Here is a 14,513-nt window from a genome sequence, read left to right as displayed (position 1 = left end):
TGTCTGCCCCCTCTTGGCCCGTTGGGCCAATTCACCCCCGAGGATATTTTCGGCCAGATGAAGAAATGGATTCTTGGTATCTTGGCGTTTTAGGGGTTGGTCTTAGCTGGCCAATACCCTGGCTGCTGCCTCCAGGGCGCCTGCCCCGCGGGGGATATTCAGGGCAGCCATTGCGGTTTCGACACTGCCAAGCGTGGCCAGCACCATCTGGCCATTTACGTGCCCCATATGCCCAAGCCGGAAGCAACCGTCCCAATCCTCCATGCCAAGACCGATGCCAAGGGTCAGGCCCATTTGGGTTTCCGTGAATTGTCGCAGTGGCGTACCTTGCCCATCCGACAGGTGGAGCGCGGTAACAGCGCGGCTGCGATGCTTTCGATCTGTGACATTCAGATGTAGCGCGCCGCCTTCGGCCCATATTTCACATGCGCTCCAGATTGCCGTTGCCAAGCGTTCGTGGCGTGCCCAGACATGTTCGATCCCCTCGGCATGGATAAGATCCAGTGCAGCACGCAGACCGTAGAGGTGGTGTGTTGGCGCGGTGCCGTTAAAATACTGGTAAAACAGGTCAGGGTTGGCGCGGGGGGTCCAGTCCCAGTATTGCGAAACCCGGGGCATCCGGGATCTTTTCGCATGCGCCTTGTTGTTGAAGAATACGAAGCCCATACCGGCTGGGGTCATCAGGCCTTTCTGGCAGGCCGAGACCATAACATCGACGCCCCAATCGTCCATTTCGAACCGGTCGCAGCCCAGCGAGGCAATGCAGTCCGCCATCAACAGCGCCGGGTGGTTCAGATCATCCAATAACGCCCGCAAGGTCGGGATGTCATTGCGGATAGAGCTGGAGGTGTCGACATGAACCGCCAGAACAGCCTTGATCTGGCGGTCAGCATCTGCGCGCAGCGCATCAGCGATACGGTCGAAATCCCAGGGCGATGAGGTGCCAAAATCGATGAGCTCGACCTTCGCACCGATCCCGATCGCCATTTCAGCCCAACCATGTGTGAACCGGCCCGATGCCGGGGCCAGAATAGTCTCACCAGGGGCAATAACGTTGGACAATGCCGCTTCCCACGTGCCGTGGCCGTTGGAAATGTAGATTGCGACGTTATGTTCGGTTCGCGCAACACGACGCAAATCCTGAACCAGCGCAGGCATCATCTCGATCAGTTCACCATCATAGATGTTTGGCGATGGCCGGTGCATGGCTTGCAGCACCGCATCGGGCATGACTGAGGGGCCGGGTATAGCCAGATACTCGCGCCCTTGCGCGAGGGAGAGTTGCTTTGTCATGGGGTCAACCTGTGTGAATTGGCCCCTACCCTAGCGTGGCTTTGGGCGGCGTCAATCCGTCAGCCCGGAGGCCGCGCGGGCAAGGGCTTCAATCCCGGCCCAATCACCGCTTTGTACCATGTCTTTGGGTGCAACCCAGCTGCCGCCCGCGCAGACCACGTTGGACAGACAGAGGTAGTCTTTTGCGTTTGTTGGAGAAACCCCCCCCGTTGGGCAGAACGTGACCTGCGGCAGAGGTGCGCCGATGGCTTTCAGGGCCGGAGCGCCACCCGACGCCTCGGCGGGAAAGAACTTCTGCATGTCGTAGCCTTTTTCCAGAAGCTGCATGGCTTCGCTGGCCGTGGCCGCACCGGGCAACAGGGGCAGGCCTTCGGCCTCACATGCAGCGATCAGGGCGTCGGTGGCTCCAGGTGAAACGCCGAATTGTGCGCCGGCCTCTTTTGCAGCGCGGACATCCTCGGGCGTGATCAGCGTGCCGGCGCCAACAACGCCACCGGGAACCGTGGACATGGCCCGGATGGCATCCAGGGCCGCCGGGGTTCGCAATGTGACTTCCAGCGCGGGAAGGCCGCCAGCAACCAGGGCTTCGGCCAGAGGACGCGCAAGCGCTTCGTCATCGACCACCAAAACGGGAACAATGGGAGCCAGGGCGCATATTTCACGTGTGCGGTGGGTCTTGGACATAAGTTACACTCCGAAAATGCTTGCGCCAGTGTCAGCCGAGCCGACATTGGCCCGAAAGGTTCCGAACAGATCGCGCCCGACACCAAACTGATTGGCAGAAAGGTCTGCTGTTGCCGGGGTGCGTTCGAGAACGCCGTCTGTGAGGATTTCCAACTCGCCTTTGACCGCGTCGACACGCAACAGGTCATCATCTTGCAGATAGGCGATCGCACCCCCGTCCAGCGCTTCGGGGCAAACATGGATCGCGGCAGGCACTTTGCCAGATGCGCCCGACATGCGGCCATCAGTCACCAGCGCCACCTTTTGCCCGCGCCCTTGCAGTATCGACAGGATGGGTGTCAGCGAGTGTAGTTCAGGCATGCCATTGGCTTTCGGACCCTGAAAACGGACGACAACAATGACGTCACCGGTGAACTCTCCGGCTTTGAAAGCCGCTTTTACCTGATCCTGATCGTCGAATACTCGGACCGGAGCTTCGACGATCTGGTGCTCTGGCGCGACGGCTGAGACCTTCATGACGCCAGTTCCCAGATTACCGGTCAGGCGGGACAGCCCTCCTGTGGGCTGGAACGGGTCTTTGGCGGGGCGCACGATCCTTTCGTTCAGACTCTGGCCTGCACCTTCTTCCCAGACCAGTTCACCGCTTTTCAGCTTTGGTTCTTTGGTGTAATTGTGCAGGCCCTGCCCGGCGACCGTCAGCGTGTCGGGGTGCAACAGACCATCTTCCAGCAGCGTGCCGATAGCAAAGCCCAAACCCCCCGCCGCGTGGAAATGGTTCACATCTGCCAAACCATTCGGATAGACCCGCGCAACCAGAGGAACCACTGCGGAAATGTCCGAGAAGTCCTCCCAATCCAGTACGATGCCACCGGCCCGTGCCATGGCAATCAGGTGGATTAGCAGGTTTGTCGAGCCTCCGGTTGCCATCAATCCGACGATACCGTTGACGAAGGCACGCTCGTCCAGGATCTGGCAAACGGGCGTGTAATGGTTGCCAAGCGCGCTGAGCGACAAGGCACGGCGCGCGCCCTCTTCGGTCAGAGCGTCGCGCAGGGGCGTGTTGGGATTGATAAAGCTGGATCCCGGCAAATGCAGGCCCATGAACTCCATCAGCATCTGGTTGGTGTTGGCCGTTCCGTAGAATGTACAGGTGCCGGGGCCGTGATAGGCGGCCATTTCGGCCTTCATAAGTGCGTCGCGGCTCACTTCTCCGGCGGCGAATTGCTGACGAACCTTCGCCTTTTCATCATTTGGCAAACCGCTGGTCATCGGACCTGCGGGCAGGAAGACGGCGGGCAGGTGGCCAAAACTTTGGGCCGCAATCACCAGACCAGGCACGATTTTGTCGCAAACGCCAAGAAACACCGCCGCATCATAGGTGTTATGGCTCAGCGCGACAGCCGCCGCCAACGCGATCACATCGCGCGAGAACAGCGACAGTTCCATCCCGGCCTCACCTTGGGTGACACCGTCACACATGGCGGGCACACCACCCGCGACCTGCGCGGTGCCGCCGGCGGCACGGATGGCCTGCCGGATCAGTTCGGGATACCGCTCGAACGGTTGGTGCGCTGACAGCATGTCGTTATAGGCAGTGACAATGCCCAGATTTCCCGCCGTACCGGTGGCCATGGATTGTTGGTCCTGCCCCGCCCCCGCATAGGCATGGGCCTGGCCACTGCAGGACAGATGCGCGCGGGCTGGGCCCTTGGACCTGGCCTGCTCCATCCGTTCCAAATGCGGGCCACGCAGGTCGGCGCTGCGCGAGATGATACGCTGCGTGACGTCAGTGATGACGGAATGTACCATGTCTAACCTCCGATCTGACGCCAGCGACGTCCGTCGCGATGCATCAGCATCAATGCTTCTTCGGGACCCGAGCTGCCCTGATCATAGCGCGACGGCTTGTCGCCGCGATCTTCCCAGCCCTGAATGATGGGATCGACCCAGGCCCACGCGGCTTCGGCTTCGTCACCGCGCATGAACAAGGTCTGGTCGCCGCGGATGACGTCCATGATCAGGCGCTCATAGGCGTCCGGGGCGCTGGCATCGTCGCCCAAGGCATCAGCAAAGCTCATATCCAGCGAGACATCGGACAGGCGGAAGCCACCCGGACCGGGATCCTTGATCGTGGTGCGAAGGGTGATGCCTTCATCCGGTTGCAGGCGAATTACCAGAACGTTCCCATGCAAAGGGCCGACATTGGGGAATATCGTATGGGGGGGATCGCGGAAGAACACCGCAATCTCGGATTCACGCGCACGCAGGCGTTTGCCGGTACGCAGGTAGAACGGCACCCCGGCCCAGCGCCAGTTGCCTAAATGAACTTTGAGCGCAATAAAGCTCTCGGTCCGGCTGGCGGGGTTGCCGACGTGATCAACATATCCGCCCTCACCCTTTTCCGCGCGATATTGCCCGCGCGCAATGTCTTTGGGTTCGACAGGTTCCAACGCCTCAATCACTTTGACCTTTTCGTCCCGCACCGCGTTGGGAGAAAACTTCGAGGGCGGCTCCATCGCCGTCAGACACAGCAACTGCACCAGATGGTTCTGGACCATATCCCGCATGGCGCCGGACTGATCGTAATACGCACCACGTCCTTCGACGCCAACGGTTTCTGAAACAGTGATCTGAACGTGATCGACATGGGTCGAATTCCACAAGGGTTCGAACAGAGAATTGGCAAACCGCAAAGCCATCAGATTCTGAACGGTTTCTTTGCCCAGGTAATGATCGATCCGATAGATTTGATGCTCTTCAAAACAGGCGCGAAGGCCGGAATTCAGCGCCTTGGCCGACGCAAGATCGTGGCCAAAGGGTTTTTCGACAACGATCCGGCTATCGGGTGTGGCTATGCCGGTATCCTGCAATCGCTGAGCAATGCCGGAAAACAGGCTTGGGCCGACCGACAGATAAAAAGCGCGTATGACGTCGTCGCGCATAACGCCTTTCAGGGCATCCCAACCCGCTTGGCCCAAGGCATCAACCGGGACATATTCAACGCAGGCCAGAAACCGGTCCAAAGTGCCCTTGTCGAATTCTGGCGCAAATTCCTTCATCGATGCGTGAATCTGTTTGCGAAAGCCATCGCTGTCCATTTCTGACCGCGCTGTGCCGATTATTCGGGCATCCTCCGGCATCTGTCCGACTTCAAATCGGTGATACAGCCCCGGCAGGATTTTACGCTGCGCCAAGTCACCGGTTGCACCAAACAACACAAGGTCGAAAGGCTGTACCGGAATTACGCGTGAAACCATGTTGAGGCTCCTGTTGAGGTCACTGCGATTAGCTTAACATGGCGCGCTACGTATAAGAGATCATACCATGTTATCGCTAACATTCTGGGCGTTAATAGAAAGGCGCACACCAAAAATCAAGCTAAGAATCGCTGAAAACCATGCTTTTCCAACCTATCCCTGACTGCGCAGCCACTCCATTACGGCTGGGCGCACTGATTGCTCCCCGCGATGACGGGCATCGGCGATGATTTTGCGCACAGCCAGCAGGTCAGATCGCAGCAACAGGCTTTTGACCGGCCCGATCGAGGCCGGACGCATCGATAATGTGCGCATCCCCATGGCGGCCAGGCAGAGCGCCTCGACCGGGCGGCCCGCATCTTCACCGCAGAAGCTGAGCGGGGTGTCCGACGTACTGCATCGTTCGACGATACGTTCGATAAAAGTCAGAAAGCTGACGTTCAGAGTGTCATATCGGCGGCGCACCAGTTCATTTTCGCGGTCAGCGGCGAAGAAGAACTGTTTCAGGTCATTGCCACCAATCGATACAAAATCGACCTCGTCAAAGAACTTTTGCGGCGCAAAGGCCAATGAAGGCGTTTCAAGCATCGCGCCGACTTCAAGCGTCTCGGGCAACACGTGACCCAGACGCTTTTCACGCTCGATGGTTTTGTTCACCTCCCATCGCGCTTCGCGGTATTCTTCGGCCTGGGCGACAAAGGGGAACATGATCGTCAACGGACGGCCATTGGCAGCACGTAAGAGCGCCTGCAGCTGCATCCGCATCACGCCACGCTTGTCCAGACCGACGCGGATCGCGCGCCACCCCAGCGCCGGGTTCGGCTCGGCCACATGTTTCATATAGGGCAGAACCTTATCAGACCCGATGTCCAATGTACGGAACACCACCCGTTTGCCACCAGCCGCATCCAGAACCCGCTGATATTGCGAAACAAGTTCCGAGCGTTTGGGCATCTGATTACGGATCAGGAATTGCAGTTCGGTACGGAACAGGCCAACCCCTTCGGCGCCCGAATGACCCAACGAGGGCAGGTCGGCCATCAGACCGGCATTCATTACCAGATTAATCCGCGCGCCATCCCGCGTTACCGTTGGGGTTTCGCGGATCGAGGCGTAACGCTCCTGCGCCTTGGCCTGCATCGCGACCTTGTCTCGGAACGCGCTGACCACGGTATCTTCGGGGCGCAAGTGAACAACACCATTGTCGCCATCGACCAGAATATGATCGCCATTCAGTGCCTCGGTCGTGATCCGGCCAACATGCACCACCAATGGAATCGCCAGCGCACGCGCGACGATGGTGGCGTGGCTGCCGACCGAGCCTTCCTCAAGCACGATACCCTTCAGCGAGCGACCGTATTCCAGCAAGTCGCCCGGGCCGATGTTGCGCGCGACCAGGATCGGGTCGGGCGGCAGATCGGCCCCGTTTGCATTCCCCTGCCCTGTCAGAATGCGCAGCAACCGGTTGGACAGATCATCCAGATCGGCCAGCCGTTCGCGCAGATAAGGGTCGGTAACCTGGCTCATGCGCGCGCGCGCCTGGGATTGTTCCTTTTCAACCGCGGCTTCGGCGCTGAGGCCAAGGGCGATATCTTCCTCCATCCGCCGCATCCAGCCTTTGGAATTCGCGAACATGCGATACGCTTCCAGCACCTGCAACTGCTCGGTATCGCCATCGCGTGAGATTTCCAGCATCTTGTCAACGCCAACCCGCAATTCTTCAACCGCCTCGGTCAGACGCTCTTGTTCTCTGTGCGGGTCTTCCGCAATCGGGTTGGTGACAACGACGCGGGGCTCATGCAGCCAGACATGACCTTCGGCCGAGCCTTCCTGGGCGGGCCCACCAGTCAACTGAACCGATTGCTGGTGCAAAGGGGACAGGGCCGCGCCTTCACCGACAAAAGCGCCCAGTTCCGCCATTTCGGCCAGAACCATGGCCACCACTTCAAGCGCATAGATCTCGTCTGCAGAAAACTTCCGTGCTTCACGGGACTGAACGACCAACACGCCGAGTTTTTCGCCCAATCGCTGAACAGGCACCCCCAGAAAGGACGAAAACCGCTCTTCTCCGGTCTCGGGCATATAGCGGAAACCCTTGGCCGAGGGCGCATCGGCTGTGTTCACCACCTTGCCGCTTTTGGCGACACGACCCACCAGCCCCTCGCCCATGCGCATACGGGTCTTATGTACCGCCTCGGGTGACAACCCTTCGGTAGCGCACAATTCCAGCGTCTCTTCATCCCGGAACAGGTAGATCGAACAGACCTCGGCCCGGATACTGTCTGCAATCAGATGCGTGATCCGGTCAAGGCGCTCTTGGCCGGCGGCCTCGCTCGCCATTTCTTCGCGCAGCCGACCCAGCAGCTTGCGGGATTCTGTTTCGGTGCCGTCCACCATGGCCCACCCAAGTTACGGTTTCAGGCGACCCTGTTGGCTGAAATGCTCAGGCCGCCTTGTCCAGTTCAAAGGCATCATGCAGTGCCTGAACAGCAAGTTCCATGTATTTCCTGTCGACCAGCACGGAAATTTTAATCTCAGAGGTTGTGATGACCTTGATGTTGATCCCCTCATCCGAGAGCACCTTGAACATCTTGGCCGCAACCCCCGACTGCGAGCGCATACCGATACCCACGACCGAAACCTTGCAGACATCTTCGTCAGCAACCAGTTCGGCATAGTTCAGCTCACCCTTTTCCTTGATGCCCAGCAGAGCCTTTTCGGCGCGCGCCACCTGATCGGTCGGGCATGAGAACGTCATGTCGGTACGCCCCTCGTCCGAGATGTTTTGGACGATCATGTCGACATTCACGCCTTCTTCACTGAGCGCAGTGAAGATAGTCGTGGCGATGCCCGGGCGGTCGGCCACGGAAACAACGGTCATCTTGGCTTCGTCGCGGGAATAGGCCACACCGGCCACAACATTGGATTCCATGATATCCTCCTCGTCGCAGACCAGCGTACCGGCCTCGTCGGATTGTTCTTCAAAGCTTGAGAGAACGCGCAGTTTCACCTTATACCGCATCGCCAGCTCGACCGAGCGGGTTTGCAGCACCTTGGCCCCCAGCGAGGCCAGTTCGAGCATTTCCTCGAACGAAATCCGATCCAGTTTCCGCGCCTTTTCGCAGATACGCGGGTCGGTGGTATAAACCCCGTCCACATCGGTATAAATGTCACACCGCTCGGCGTCGAACGCGGCGGCAAAGGCGACGGCAGTGGTGTCCGATCCACCCCGACCCAGCGTGGTAATACGGCCTTCGGGGCTGAGGCCCTGAAAGCCTGCCACAACGGCGACCTTCATGCCCTCACCAAATTTCTGGCTGATATTCTCGGTCGGGATCTCTTCGATCCGGGCCTGGCTGTGGGCGCTGGTGGTCAGCAGCGGCACCTGCCAGCCCTGCCAACTGCGCGCGGGCACGTCCATTTCCTGCAATGTCAGCGCCATCAGGCCCGCGGTGATGTTTTCACCCGACGACACAACCGCATCATATTCGCGGGCATCGAACAGGGGTGAGGTTTCATTGACCCAGCCCACCAATTCGTTCGTTTTGCCGGACATGGCCGAGACAATGACAATCACATCATAGCCTTTGGCCACTTCAACGCCGATGCGCTTGGCCGCGCGGCGGATACGGTCCAGATTGGCGACCGAAGTGCCGCCGAATTTCATTACAAGTACGGGCATGGGGGCAAGTGTCTCCGCGCCTTTGGATTCCGATCTCGTGCCTCTTATGCGAGGGGGGGGCCAAGGGCAAGGCCGAGCGCGGACGCAAAACTGCGGCACGGGGCCGCTTTACAATGACGGGCGGCGATGTCAGCGTTAAGGCAACTGACTGATCCAAGAGGATTCCATGTATCGCTTTGCTATTGCCCTGACCCTATTTTCAAGCTCTGCCATCGCTCAGGTCGCCACGCTTTCGGGCACAGATGGCCAAAACTCCTTAGGCACCGTGCCCTGCGCGGCCATTGCGGGCGAACCGTTGTCCAACTGCCCTGCCGAACTGCGCCGTAAAGAGGACGGCACCGCTACTCTGGCCGTGCAACTGAACACAGGTGAGGTCCGGCGGATTTACTTTACTGATGGCATCCCGGATTCCAGCAGTTCGACCGCGAAAATCTCATACGAAACGCCCGGGGATCTGATGGTGATCTTCATTGAACCGGGCGAGGTCTATGAAATCCCAAGGGCGGCCCTGACCCGTCAGTAGGCGTGCGGGCGCCCGTCCCAGTTTGCAAAACAGCCCGTATTTTCCAGCGACAGGGCGTCGAATCGCTCAACCAGGCCGGATACGGCCTCGTCCACCGTGATTTCCGCCCGGGTGCCGCCCATTTCCGTTTGCACCCAGCCGGGGTGATAGATGCCGACGGCAATACCATCTGCCCGCAGGTCGGTTGCCAGATTTCTCCCCAGATTCAACACCGCCGCCTTGGAGGCGCGATAGATGTAGCTGCCCCCGGGTGCACGCGTGTGTGAGGCCATCGTCGACGATTGAATGACGATCCTGCCACGGGCCGCGCGCAAGTTGGGCAGCAGCGCCTGAACGGTCAAGAACACGCCTGTTACATTGGTAGCAAAGCTTTGGTCCCACATCTCGACCGGATAGCCGTCAATGCTCTGCCCCTTGTCCAGATACACCCCCGCGTTGCAAATCAGCAGATCAACAGGACGATCGCCAAGTGCCTTAGCCATATCGGTGTGATGGTCCGGGTCGGTGACGTCCAGAACCACCTGAGCACTTCCACAACGCGCAGTACCCGTAACGTCATGCCCCTCGGCACGGTAATGATCGGCCAAGGCCTTGCCAATCCCACGATTGGCGCCGGTAATTACGACATGCATGCTTCAGTTCGCTTTGCGGCTGGGAATAAAAGGTAAGGGTGCAACTGGCACGCCATCTTCAATCAGCGCGCGTGCCTCTTCAGGCTTGGCCTCACCATAGATCGAACGCTCCGGCGCGTCGCCAAGGTGCATTTTCCGGGCCTCGCTGGCAAATTCCTTGCCGACATAATCCGAGTTGTCTTCAACCTCGCGGCGCAGTTCGGAAAGCGCCTGTTCGATGTTCTGCGTAGATGTCGCGACGTCAATGCTCTGGGCGTCGGGTTTTTCCGGCACCAGGCGTGCCGCCGAACGTGCTGGGCGCACCCGTGGCGTCATAATTGCCTTTTCAACCTCGGCGCACCCGCACACAGCGCACGTCACCATTCCCGCCGAAGCAAGTTTGTCGAAAGCGTCAGCCGATTGAAACCAGCTGTCAAAGCTGTGGCCTTCACTGCATTTCAGCGCGTATTGAATCATCGTCAATCCAAGTTTCGGTTGGCGAATAGATACCTACCGATAAGGCAAGATCAAGCCCTCGGTTTCAACGCAGCATACGTGTGGAGAGTCTCTGCACCAACTCTTCGTGGGGGATGTCTGCGTCTACGGCCAAACGGCGCAGACCAAAGTGAACATGGGCAATCTGCTGGTAGTAGCGGGTATAAACATAGTTGGCGCTGCCCCCAGCCAGTGCACCCAGAATGGGCACGGATTGCGCTGCTAGTTTCTGCCCCAGAACCACCGATAACCGAGGCGCGACGGCGGCAATCAACCGCTGCATCGTTGGGCCTGTCAACGTCAGCCGCACCGAGAAAAAGCCCGTGTCCGCCCCGTCATCATGCGACAACGGACCTGCCGCAGACAAAACCCGCACACAGTCGAACTTTACGCCCTCTTCGGCCGGATCAAACCCTTCACGCGCCGCTGCGCCCTGTATCGAGCGAAGCAGCATTGTGGTGGTCGCTGGCAACTCCATCAATGCGGTCGAGACCCCGCCCAGCCCTCCGGCCGCGCCCATAGCGGTGGTCATGGCTGTATTCACCCAAGGCGGCTGATCCGGCACGGCCCGCCGGGACCCCTGTGCGGCGTGCATGGCCAGCCAAAGCGCCTGCTCGGTCGCGCCGTTCAAACCGTGGCGCACAGGGTCCGGTAGCTGTTCCAGCAACGACTCCGCCGATCCGCCAAGCCGATTCAGCAGCTTGATGCCAACCCCGCCAGCCGCCTTATAATGCGTCGCAAGGCGGTCCAGTTCGGCCTCGGGATCGATCTTTTCAACAAGAACCACGTCCTGCATAGGTGCCCTCCTGTCCAGAAAAGATCGGCACGTTGCAGTAGGTTTTCAATGGGTCATCGCGTCCAACGGGTCACTTGGCCCCGGATTCCACCCCACACGCCGGGCTTCAATTCCAAGCCCAGAACGCGTTCGGGGTTGGTCGGTGGCGGCATCTCGACCCCCTGTAGGCGGTCAAAGCCGAACCGGGCGTAGTAGGGCGCATCGCCCACCAGCATGACCCTCTGCCATCCCAGCTCGCGCCCGATTTCGATACCCTTATGGATGAGATAGCCGCCCAATCCTTCACCCTGATGGGTCGGGTGTACCGCGACCGGTCCCAACAACAACGCATCATGTGGACCGACATGAACAGGCCAGAACCGGATCGCACCCGCCAGGATCTCTTGCCCGTCGCGCGCCACCAATGACAGATCGGAAATCGGAGATACGTCATCACGCAGACGGTACGAAGACAATGCCTCGCGCCCCGGTGCGAAGCACAGGTCATAGAGAGCTTCGATTTCCCACCAATCCTCCGGCTCTTCCGGCCTGATCCTGAACTGCTGCACCCCTGCCCTCTTCTCCTTGCTGGCATTCGCCCTAACACTTCGTTACGCCTTGAGCAAACGCTTGGAGATCAGATGTTCTACCGACCCGAAAACGGCCATGGGCTGCCGCACAACCCATTTAACGCGATCATCACCCCGCGCCCGATTGGCTGGATATCGACCCGGGATGCCGACGGAATCAACAATCTGGCCCCCTATTCGTTTTTCAATGGTGTCGCCTACACACCGCCCCAGGTGATGTTCGCCACAACCGGCACCAAACATGATCAGGAGGATGGCAAGGACAGCATCGCCAATATCGAGGCAACCGGAGTATTCTGTGTCAATGTGGTGGCCCACGCCCATCGGGACGCAATGAATGCGAGTTCGGCAACCCTGCCCAAGCACATAGACGAGTTCAGTCATGCCGGAGTGAACCCCATCGAATGCGAGACCATCCCCTGCGCCCGAATAGACGGCGCGCCTGCTGCGTTGGAATGTAAACTCACGCAGATTGTAAAACTGCCAGGTGAGGCCAATCGCGTCGTGTTCGGTGAAGTCACAGGGGTTCACCTGCATGAAGACCACATCCGCGACGGCAAGTTCGATGTGACCTCGTACAAACCCCTCGCGCGGCTGGGTTACCGGGATTATGCGGTCGTCAGTGAATTGTTTTCGCTGTCACGGCCCGATGACTAATAGCTACGCAAAGGGGGCTCTGCCCCCGCCGCCCTTCGGGCGACTCCCCCGGGATATTTTTAGCCAGATGAAGCAGGGGACCCATTCTTCATCTGGCCCCAAATATCCCGGAGCGCGAGGCAGAGCCTCGCAGGAATGTCAATGCCCGCCCAAAATCCCGGTACGGACGGAATAGTCGACAACAAGTTCGTATTCCGGATCGTCGTCGCTGTCGACCATCAGGTGCCCGGCTTTCGTCAGCAGCTTGTGGCAGTCGCGGCTCAGGTGGCGCAGCATGACGCGTTTTCCGGCTGCTTCGTATTTGGCCGCGATGTTCTCGATCGCCTGCAACGCCGATTGATCGACGACCCGGCTGTCGGCAAAGTCCACAATCACGGTTTCCGGGTCATTCGCGACATCGAACAGTTCGACAAACCCTTCAGACGAGCCAAAAAACAGCGGACCCTGGATTTCGTAGACTTTCGCACCCTCTTCCGTCTCCGAGTCACGGGTGACAGCGTGAATGCGCTTGGCGTTGTTCCATGCGTAGGCCAGGGCCGAAACGATTACGCCCACAACGACGGCGACCGCAAGGTCTTCCATCACGGTCACAACAGTTACCAGCACAATCACAAAAGCGTCCATCATGGGAACTTTGAGAAGGATCTTGAACGAGTTCCACGCGAATGTGCCGATCACCACCATGAACATGACGCCGACCAGTGCCGCCAGAGGGATCTGTTCGATCAGAGGCGAGGCAAACAGGATGAATACCAGCAGGAAGACAGCGGCTGCAATCCCGGCAATGCGGGTGCGGCCTCCGGATTTGACGTTGATCATTGACTGACCAATCATCGCGCAACCGCCCATACCACCGAAGAAACCGGTGACAACATTGGCAGCGCCCTGTGCAATGCACTCCTGCGAAGCACCGCCTCGTTTGCCAGTGATTTCACCGACCAGATTCAATGTCAAAAGGGACTCGATCAGACCAATTGCCGCCAGAATGACAGCATAGGGCAGAATGATTTCAAAGGTCTCCCATGTCAGCGGCACCATGGGGATGTGGAACTTGGGAAGGCCACCTTCGATCGACGCCAAATCACCAACCCGAGGCACGTCGAGCCCCACGCCGATCACAATAGCGGCAACCACCACGATACCAGCCAGAGGCGCAGGAACGATCCGCGTGATCCGCGGCATGATCCAGATCACCGCCATAGTCAGCGCCACAAGCCCCAGCATCGTATAGAGCTGCATGCCGGACAGCCATTCTCCACCACCCACGCCGTGGCCGGTGTTTTCCATAGTCCCCGGCACCTTGAACTGACCCAACTGCGCCAGAAAAATCACGATCGCCAGACCGTTTACAAAGCCCAGCATGACCGGATGCGGCACCAGCCGAATGAATCGCCCCCAGTGCATCGCGCCTGCGATCACTTGCAGGATGCCCATCAGAACAACCGTCGCGAACAGATACTCGACACCGTGTTGTGCCACCAATGCGACCATAACCACGGCCAGAGCACCGGTTGCACCCGAAATCATGCCCGGACGTCCGCCAATCAATGCTGTGATCAAACCGACCAGGAACGCGGCGTAAAGACCGACCAATGGGTGCACACCCGCCACAAAGGCAAACGCCACAGCTTCGGGCACCAGCGCAAGGGCAACTGTCAGACCTGACAACAGTTCGATCCGAAGACGCGACATAGTAAGCCCTTCCTCGGGCGACCAGCGCAGATCGGGAATGGCAAGACGATTGGCAAAGCTTGCCAGCATAGCTCGGGGCATCGGGGTGTCCTATGGATTGGGTCTGTTGGCGCGAACGCGCCCTTTTACTGATAGAACGGCATCTCGGATACGGCACTTAGCGGGAAGCGGGTATGCGCCCAACGCATATCTCAAGGCAACCAGCACAAGGTTCCGCCAGTACAAACGGTTGAACACACTTGCCAAACAGGCGC

General features: G+C 59.1%; 13 protein-coding genes. 2 read left to right on the top strand and 11 right to left on the bottom strand.

Going from position 1 to position 14,513, the window contains the following annotated elements; genetic code table 11:
- Nucleotides 1–102 precede the first annotated feature (102 nt).
- The 6 genes from ACP0GE_RS15935 to ACP0GE_RS15910 form a co-directional block, all read right to left on the bottom strand.
- Nucleotides 103–1,293 (bottom strand): pyridoxal-phosphate-dependent aminotransferase family protein, encoded by a 1,191-nt coding sequence (locus ACP0GE_RS15935; RefSeq protein WP_424832898.1) that lies wholly within the window; start codon nucleotides 1,291–1,293, stop codon nucleotides 103–105.
- 51 nt (nucleotides 1,294–1,344) lie between these two features.
- On the bottom strand, nucleotides 1,345–1,977 hold the full coding sequence (locus ACP0GE_RS15930; protein WP_424832897.1) for a bifunctional 4-hydroxy-2-oxoglutarate aldolase/2-dehydro-3-deoxy-phosphogluconate aldolase: 633 nt from the start codon (nucleotides 1,975–1,977) through the stop codon (nucleotides 1,345–1,347).
- 3 nt (nucleotides 1,978–1,980) lie between these two features.
- A complete protein-coding gene (edd, locus tag ACP0GE_RS15925; RefSeq protein WP_424832896.1) occupies nucleotides 1,981–3,786 on the bottom strand; it encodes a phosphogluconate dehydratase in 1,806 nt (601 codons plus the stop codon).
- A gap of 2 nt (nucleotides 3,787–3,788) precedes the next feature.
- The gene (zwf, locus tag ACP0GE_RS15920) at nucleotides 3,789–5,234 is read right to left on the bottom strand and encodes a glucose-6-phosphate dehydrogenase (protein WP_424832895.1); all 1,446 of its coding nucleotides are present in this window, start codon (nucleotides 5,232–5,234) and stop codon (nucleotides 3,789–3,791) included.
- A 153-nt stretch (nucleotides 5,235–5,387) separates the two neighbouring features.
- The gene (ptsP, locus tag ACP0GE_RS15915; RefSeq protein WP_424832894.1) at nucleotides 5,388–7,631 is read right to left on the bottom strand and encodes a phosphoenolpyruvate--protein phosphotransferase; all 2,244 of its coding nucleotides are present in this window, start codon (nucleotides 7,629–7,631) and stop codon (nucleotides 5,388–5,390) included.
- Nucleotides 7,632–7,677: 46 nt separating this feature from the next.
- The gene (locus ACP0GE_RS15910; protein ID WP_424832893.1) at nucleotides 7,678–8,916 is read right to left on the bottom strand and encodes an aspartate kinase; all 1,239 of its coding nucleotides are present in this window, start codon (nucleotides 8,914–8,916) and stop codon (nucleotides 7,678–7,680) included.
- 166 nt (nucleotides 8,917–9,082) lie between these two features.
- On the opposite strand from ACP0GE_RS15910, the gene ACP0GE_RS15905 reads away from it, so the two are divergent.
- Nucleotides 9,083–9,439 (top strand): hypothetical protein, encoded by a 357-nt coding sequence (locus ACP0GE_RS15905; protein WP_424832892.1) that lies wholly within the window; start codon nucleotides 9,083–9,085, stop codon nucleotides 9,437–9,439.
- Here the strand turns inward: ACP0GE_RS15905 and ACP0GE_RS15900 are convergent.
- The 4 genes from ACP0GE_RS15900 to ACP0GE_RS15885 all read right to left on the bottom strand — a co-directional run bounded on the left by ACP0GE_RS15900 (nucleotide 9,433) and on the right by ACP0GE_RS15885 (nucleotide 11,889).
- Nucleotides 9,433–10,071: an SDR family NAD(P)-dependent oxidoreductase gene (locus tag ACP0GE_RS15900; RefSeq protein ID WP_424832891.1), complete on the bottom strand. Its 639-nt coding sequence runs from the start codon at nucleotides 10,069–10,071 to the stop codon at nucleotides 9,433–9,435. The genes ACP0GE_RS15905 and ACP0GE_RS15900 overlap by 7 nt on opposite strands.
- 3 nt (nucleotides 10,072–10,074) lie before the next feature.
- Nucleotides 10,075–10,527: a DUF1178 family protein gene (locus ACP0GE_RS15895; RefSeq protein WP_424832890.1), complete on the bottom strand. Its 453-nt coding sequence runs from the start codon at nucleotides 10,525–10,527 to the stop codon at nucleotides 10,075–10,077.
- 64 nt (nucleotides 10,528–10,591) lie between these two features.
- A complete protein-coding gene (locus tag ACP0GE_RS15890; protein ID WP_424832889.1) occupies nucleotides 10,592–11,341 on the bottom strand; it encodes an EcsC family protein in 750 nt (249 codons plus the stop codon).
- A 53-nt stretch (nucleotides 11,342–11,394) separates the two neighbouring features.
- Nucleotides 11,395–11,889, bottom strand: coding sequence for a GNAT family N-acetyltransferase (locus ACP0GE_RS15885; RefSeq protein WP_424832888.1), 495 nt, complete (start codon nucleotides 11,887–11,889; stop codon nucleotides 11,395–11,397).
- 72 nt (nucleotides 11,890–11,961) lie between these two features.
- Between ACP0GE_RS15885 and ACP0GE_RS15880 the strand changes: the two genes are divergently transcribed.
- Nucleotides 11,962–12,567: a flavin reductase family protein gene (locus ACP0GE_RS15880; protein ID WP_424832887.1), complete on the top strand. Its 606-nt coding sequence runs from the start codon at nucleotides 11,962–11,964 to the stop codon at nucleotides 12,565–12,567.
- Nucleotides 12,568–12,705: 138 nt separating this feature from the next.
- Here ACP0GE_RS15880 and ACP0GE_RS15875 read toward each other — a convergent pair whose 3' ends face one another.
- Nucleotides 12,706–14,340, bottom strand: coding sequence for a SulP family inorganic anion transporter (locus tag ACP0GE_RS15875; protein WP_424832886.1), 1,635 nt, complete (start codon nucleotides 14,338–14,340; stop codon nucleotides 12,706–12,708).
- Nucleotides 14,341–14,513: the final 173 nt, after the last annotated feature.

The sequence above is a fragment of the Ruegeria sp. genome (assembly GCF_965243365.1).
Taxonomy (GTDB): domain Bacteria; phylum Pseudomonadota; class Alphaproteobacteria; order Rhodobacterales; family Rhodobacteraceae; genus Ruegeria.
This window is presented reverse-complemented; position numbering and strand designations above follow the sequence as displayed.

Excerpts from the sequence above, each read along its gene's own strand:
- ACP0GE_RS15935 (WP_424832898.1), bottom strand. The coding sequence starts at position 1,293 with ATGACAAAGCAACTCTCCCTCGCGCAAGGGCGCGAGTATCTGGCTATA.
- ACP0GE_RS15930 (WP_424832897.1), bottom strand. The coding sequence starts at position 1,977 with ATGTCCAAGACCCACCGCACACGTGAAATATGCGCCCTGGCTCCCATT.
- edd (WP_424832896.1), bottom strand. The coding sequence starts at position 3,786 with ATGGTACATTCCGTCATCACTGACGTCACGCAGCGTATCATCTCGCGC.
- zwf (WP_424832895.1), bottom strand. The coding sequence starts at position 5,234 with ATGGTTTCACGCGTAATTCCGGTACAGCCTTTCGACCTTGTGTTGTTT.
- ptsP (WP_424832894.1), bottom strand. The coding sequence starts at position 7,631 with ATGGTGGACGGCACCGAAACAGAATCCCGCAAGCTGCTGGGTCGGCTG.
- ACP0GE_RS15910 (WP_424832893.1), bottom strand. The coding sequence starts at position 8,916 with ATGCCCGTACTTGTAATGAAATTCGGCGGCACTTCGGTCGCCAATCTG.
- ACP0GE_RS15905 (WP_424832892.1), top strand. The coding sequence starts at position 9,083 with ATGTATCGCTTTGCTATTGCCCTGACCCTATTTTCAAGCTCTGCCATC.
- ACP0GE_RS15900 (WP_424832891.1), bottom strand. The coding sequence starts at position 10,071 with ATGCATGTCGTAATTACCGGCGCCAATCGTGGGATTGGCAAGGCCTTG.
- ACP0GE_RS15895 (WP_424832890.1), bottom strand. The coding sequence starts at position 10,527 with ATGATTCAATACGCGCTGAAATGCAGTGAAGGCCACAGCTTTGACAGC.
- ACP0GE_RS15890 (WP_424832889.1), bottom strand. The coding sequence starts at position 11,341 with ATGCAGGACGTGGTTCTTGTTGAAAAGATCGATCCCGAGGCCGAACTG.
- ACP0GE_RS15880 (WP_424832887.1), top strand. The coding sequence starts at position 11,962 with ATGTTCTACCGACCCGAAAACGGCCATGGGCTGCCGCACAACCCATTT.
- ACP0GE_RS15875 (WP_424832886.1), bottom strand. The coding sequence starts at position 14,340 with ATGCCCCGAGCTATGCTGGCAAGCTTTGCCAATCGTCTTGCCATTCCC.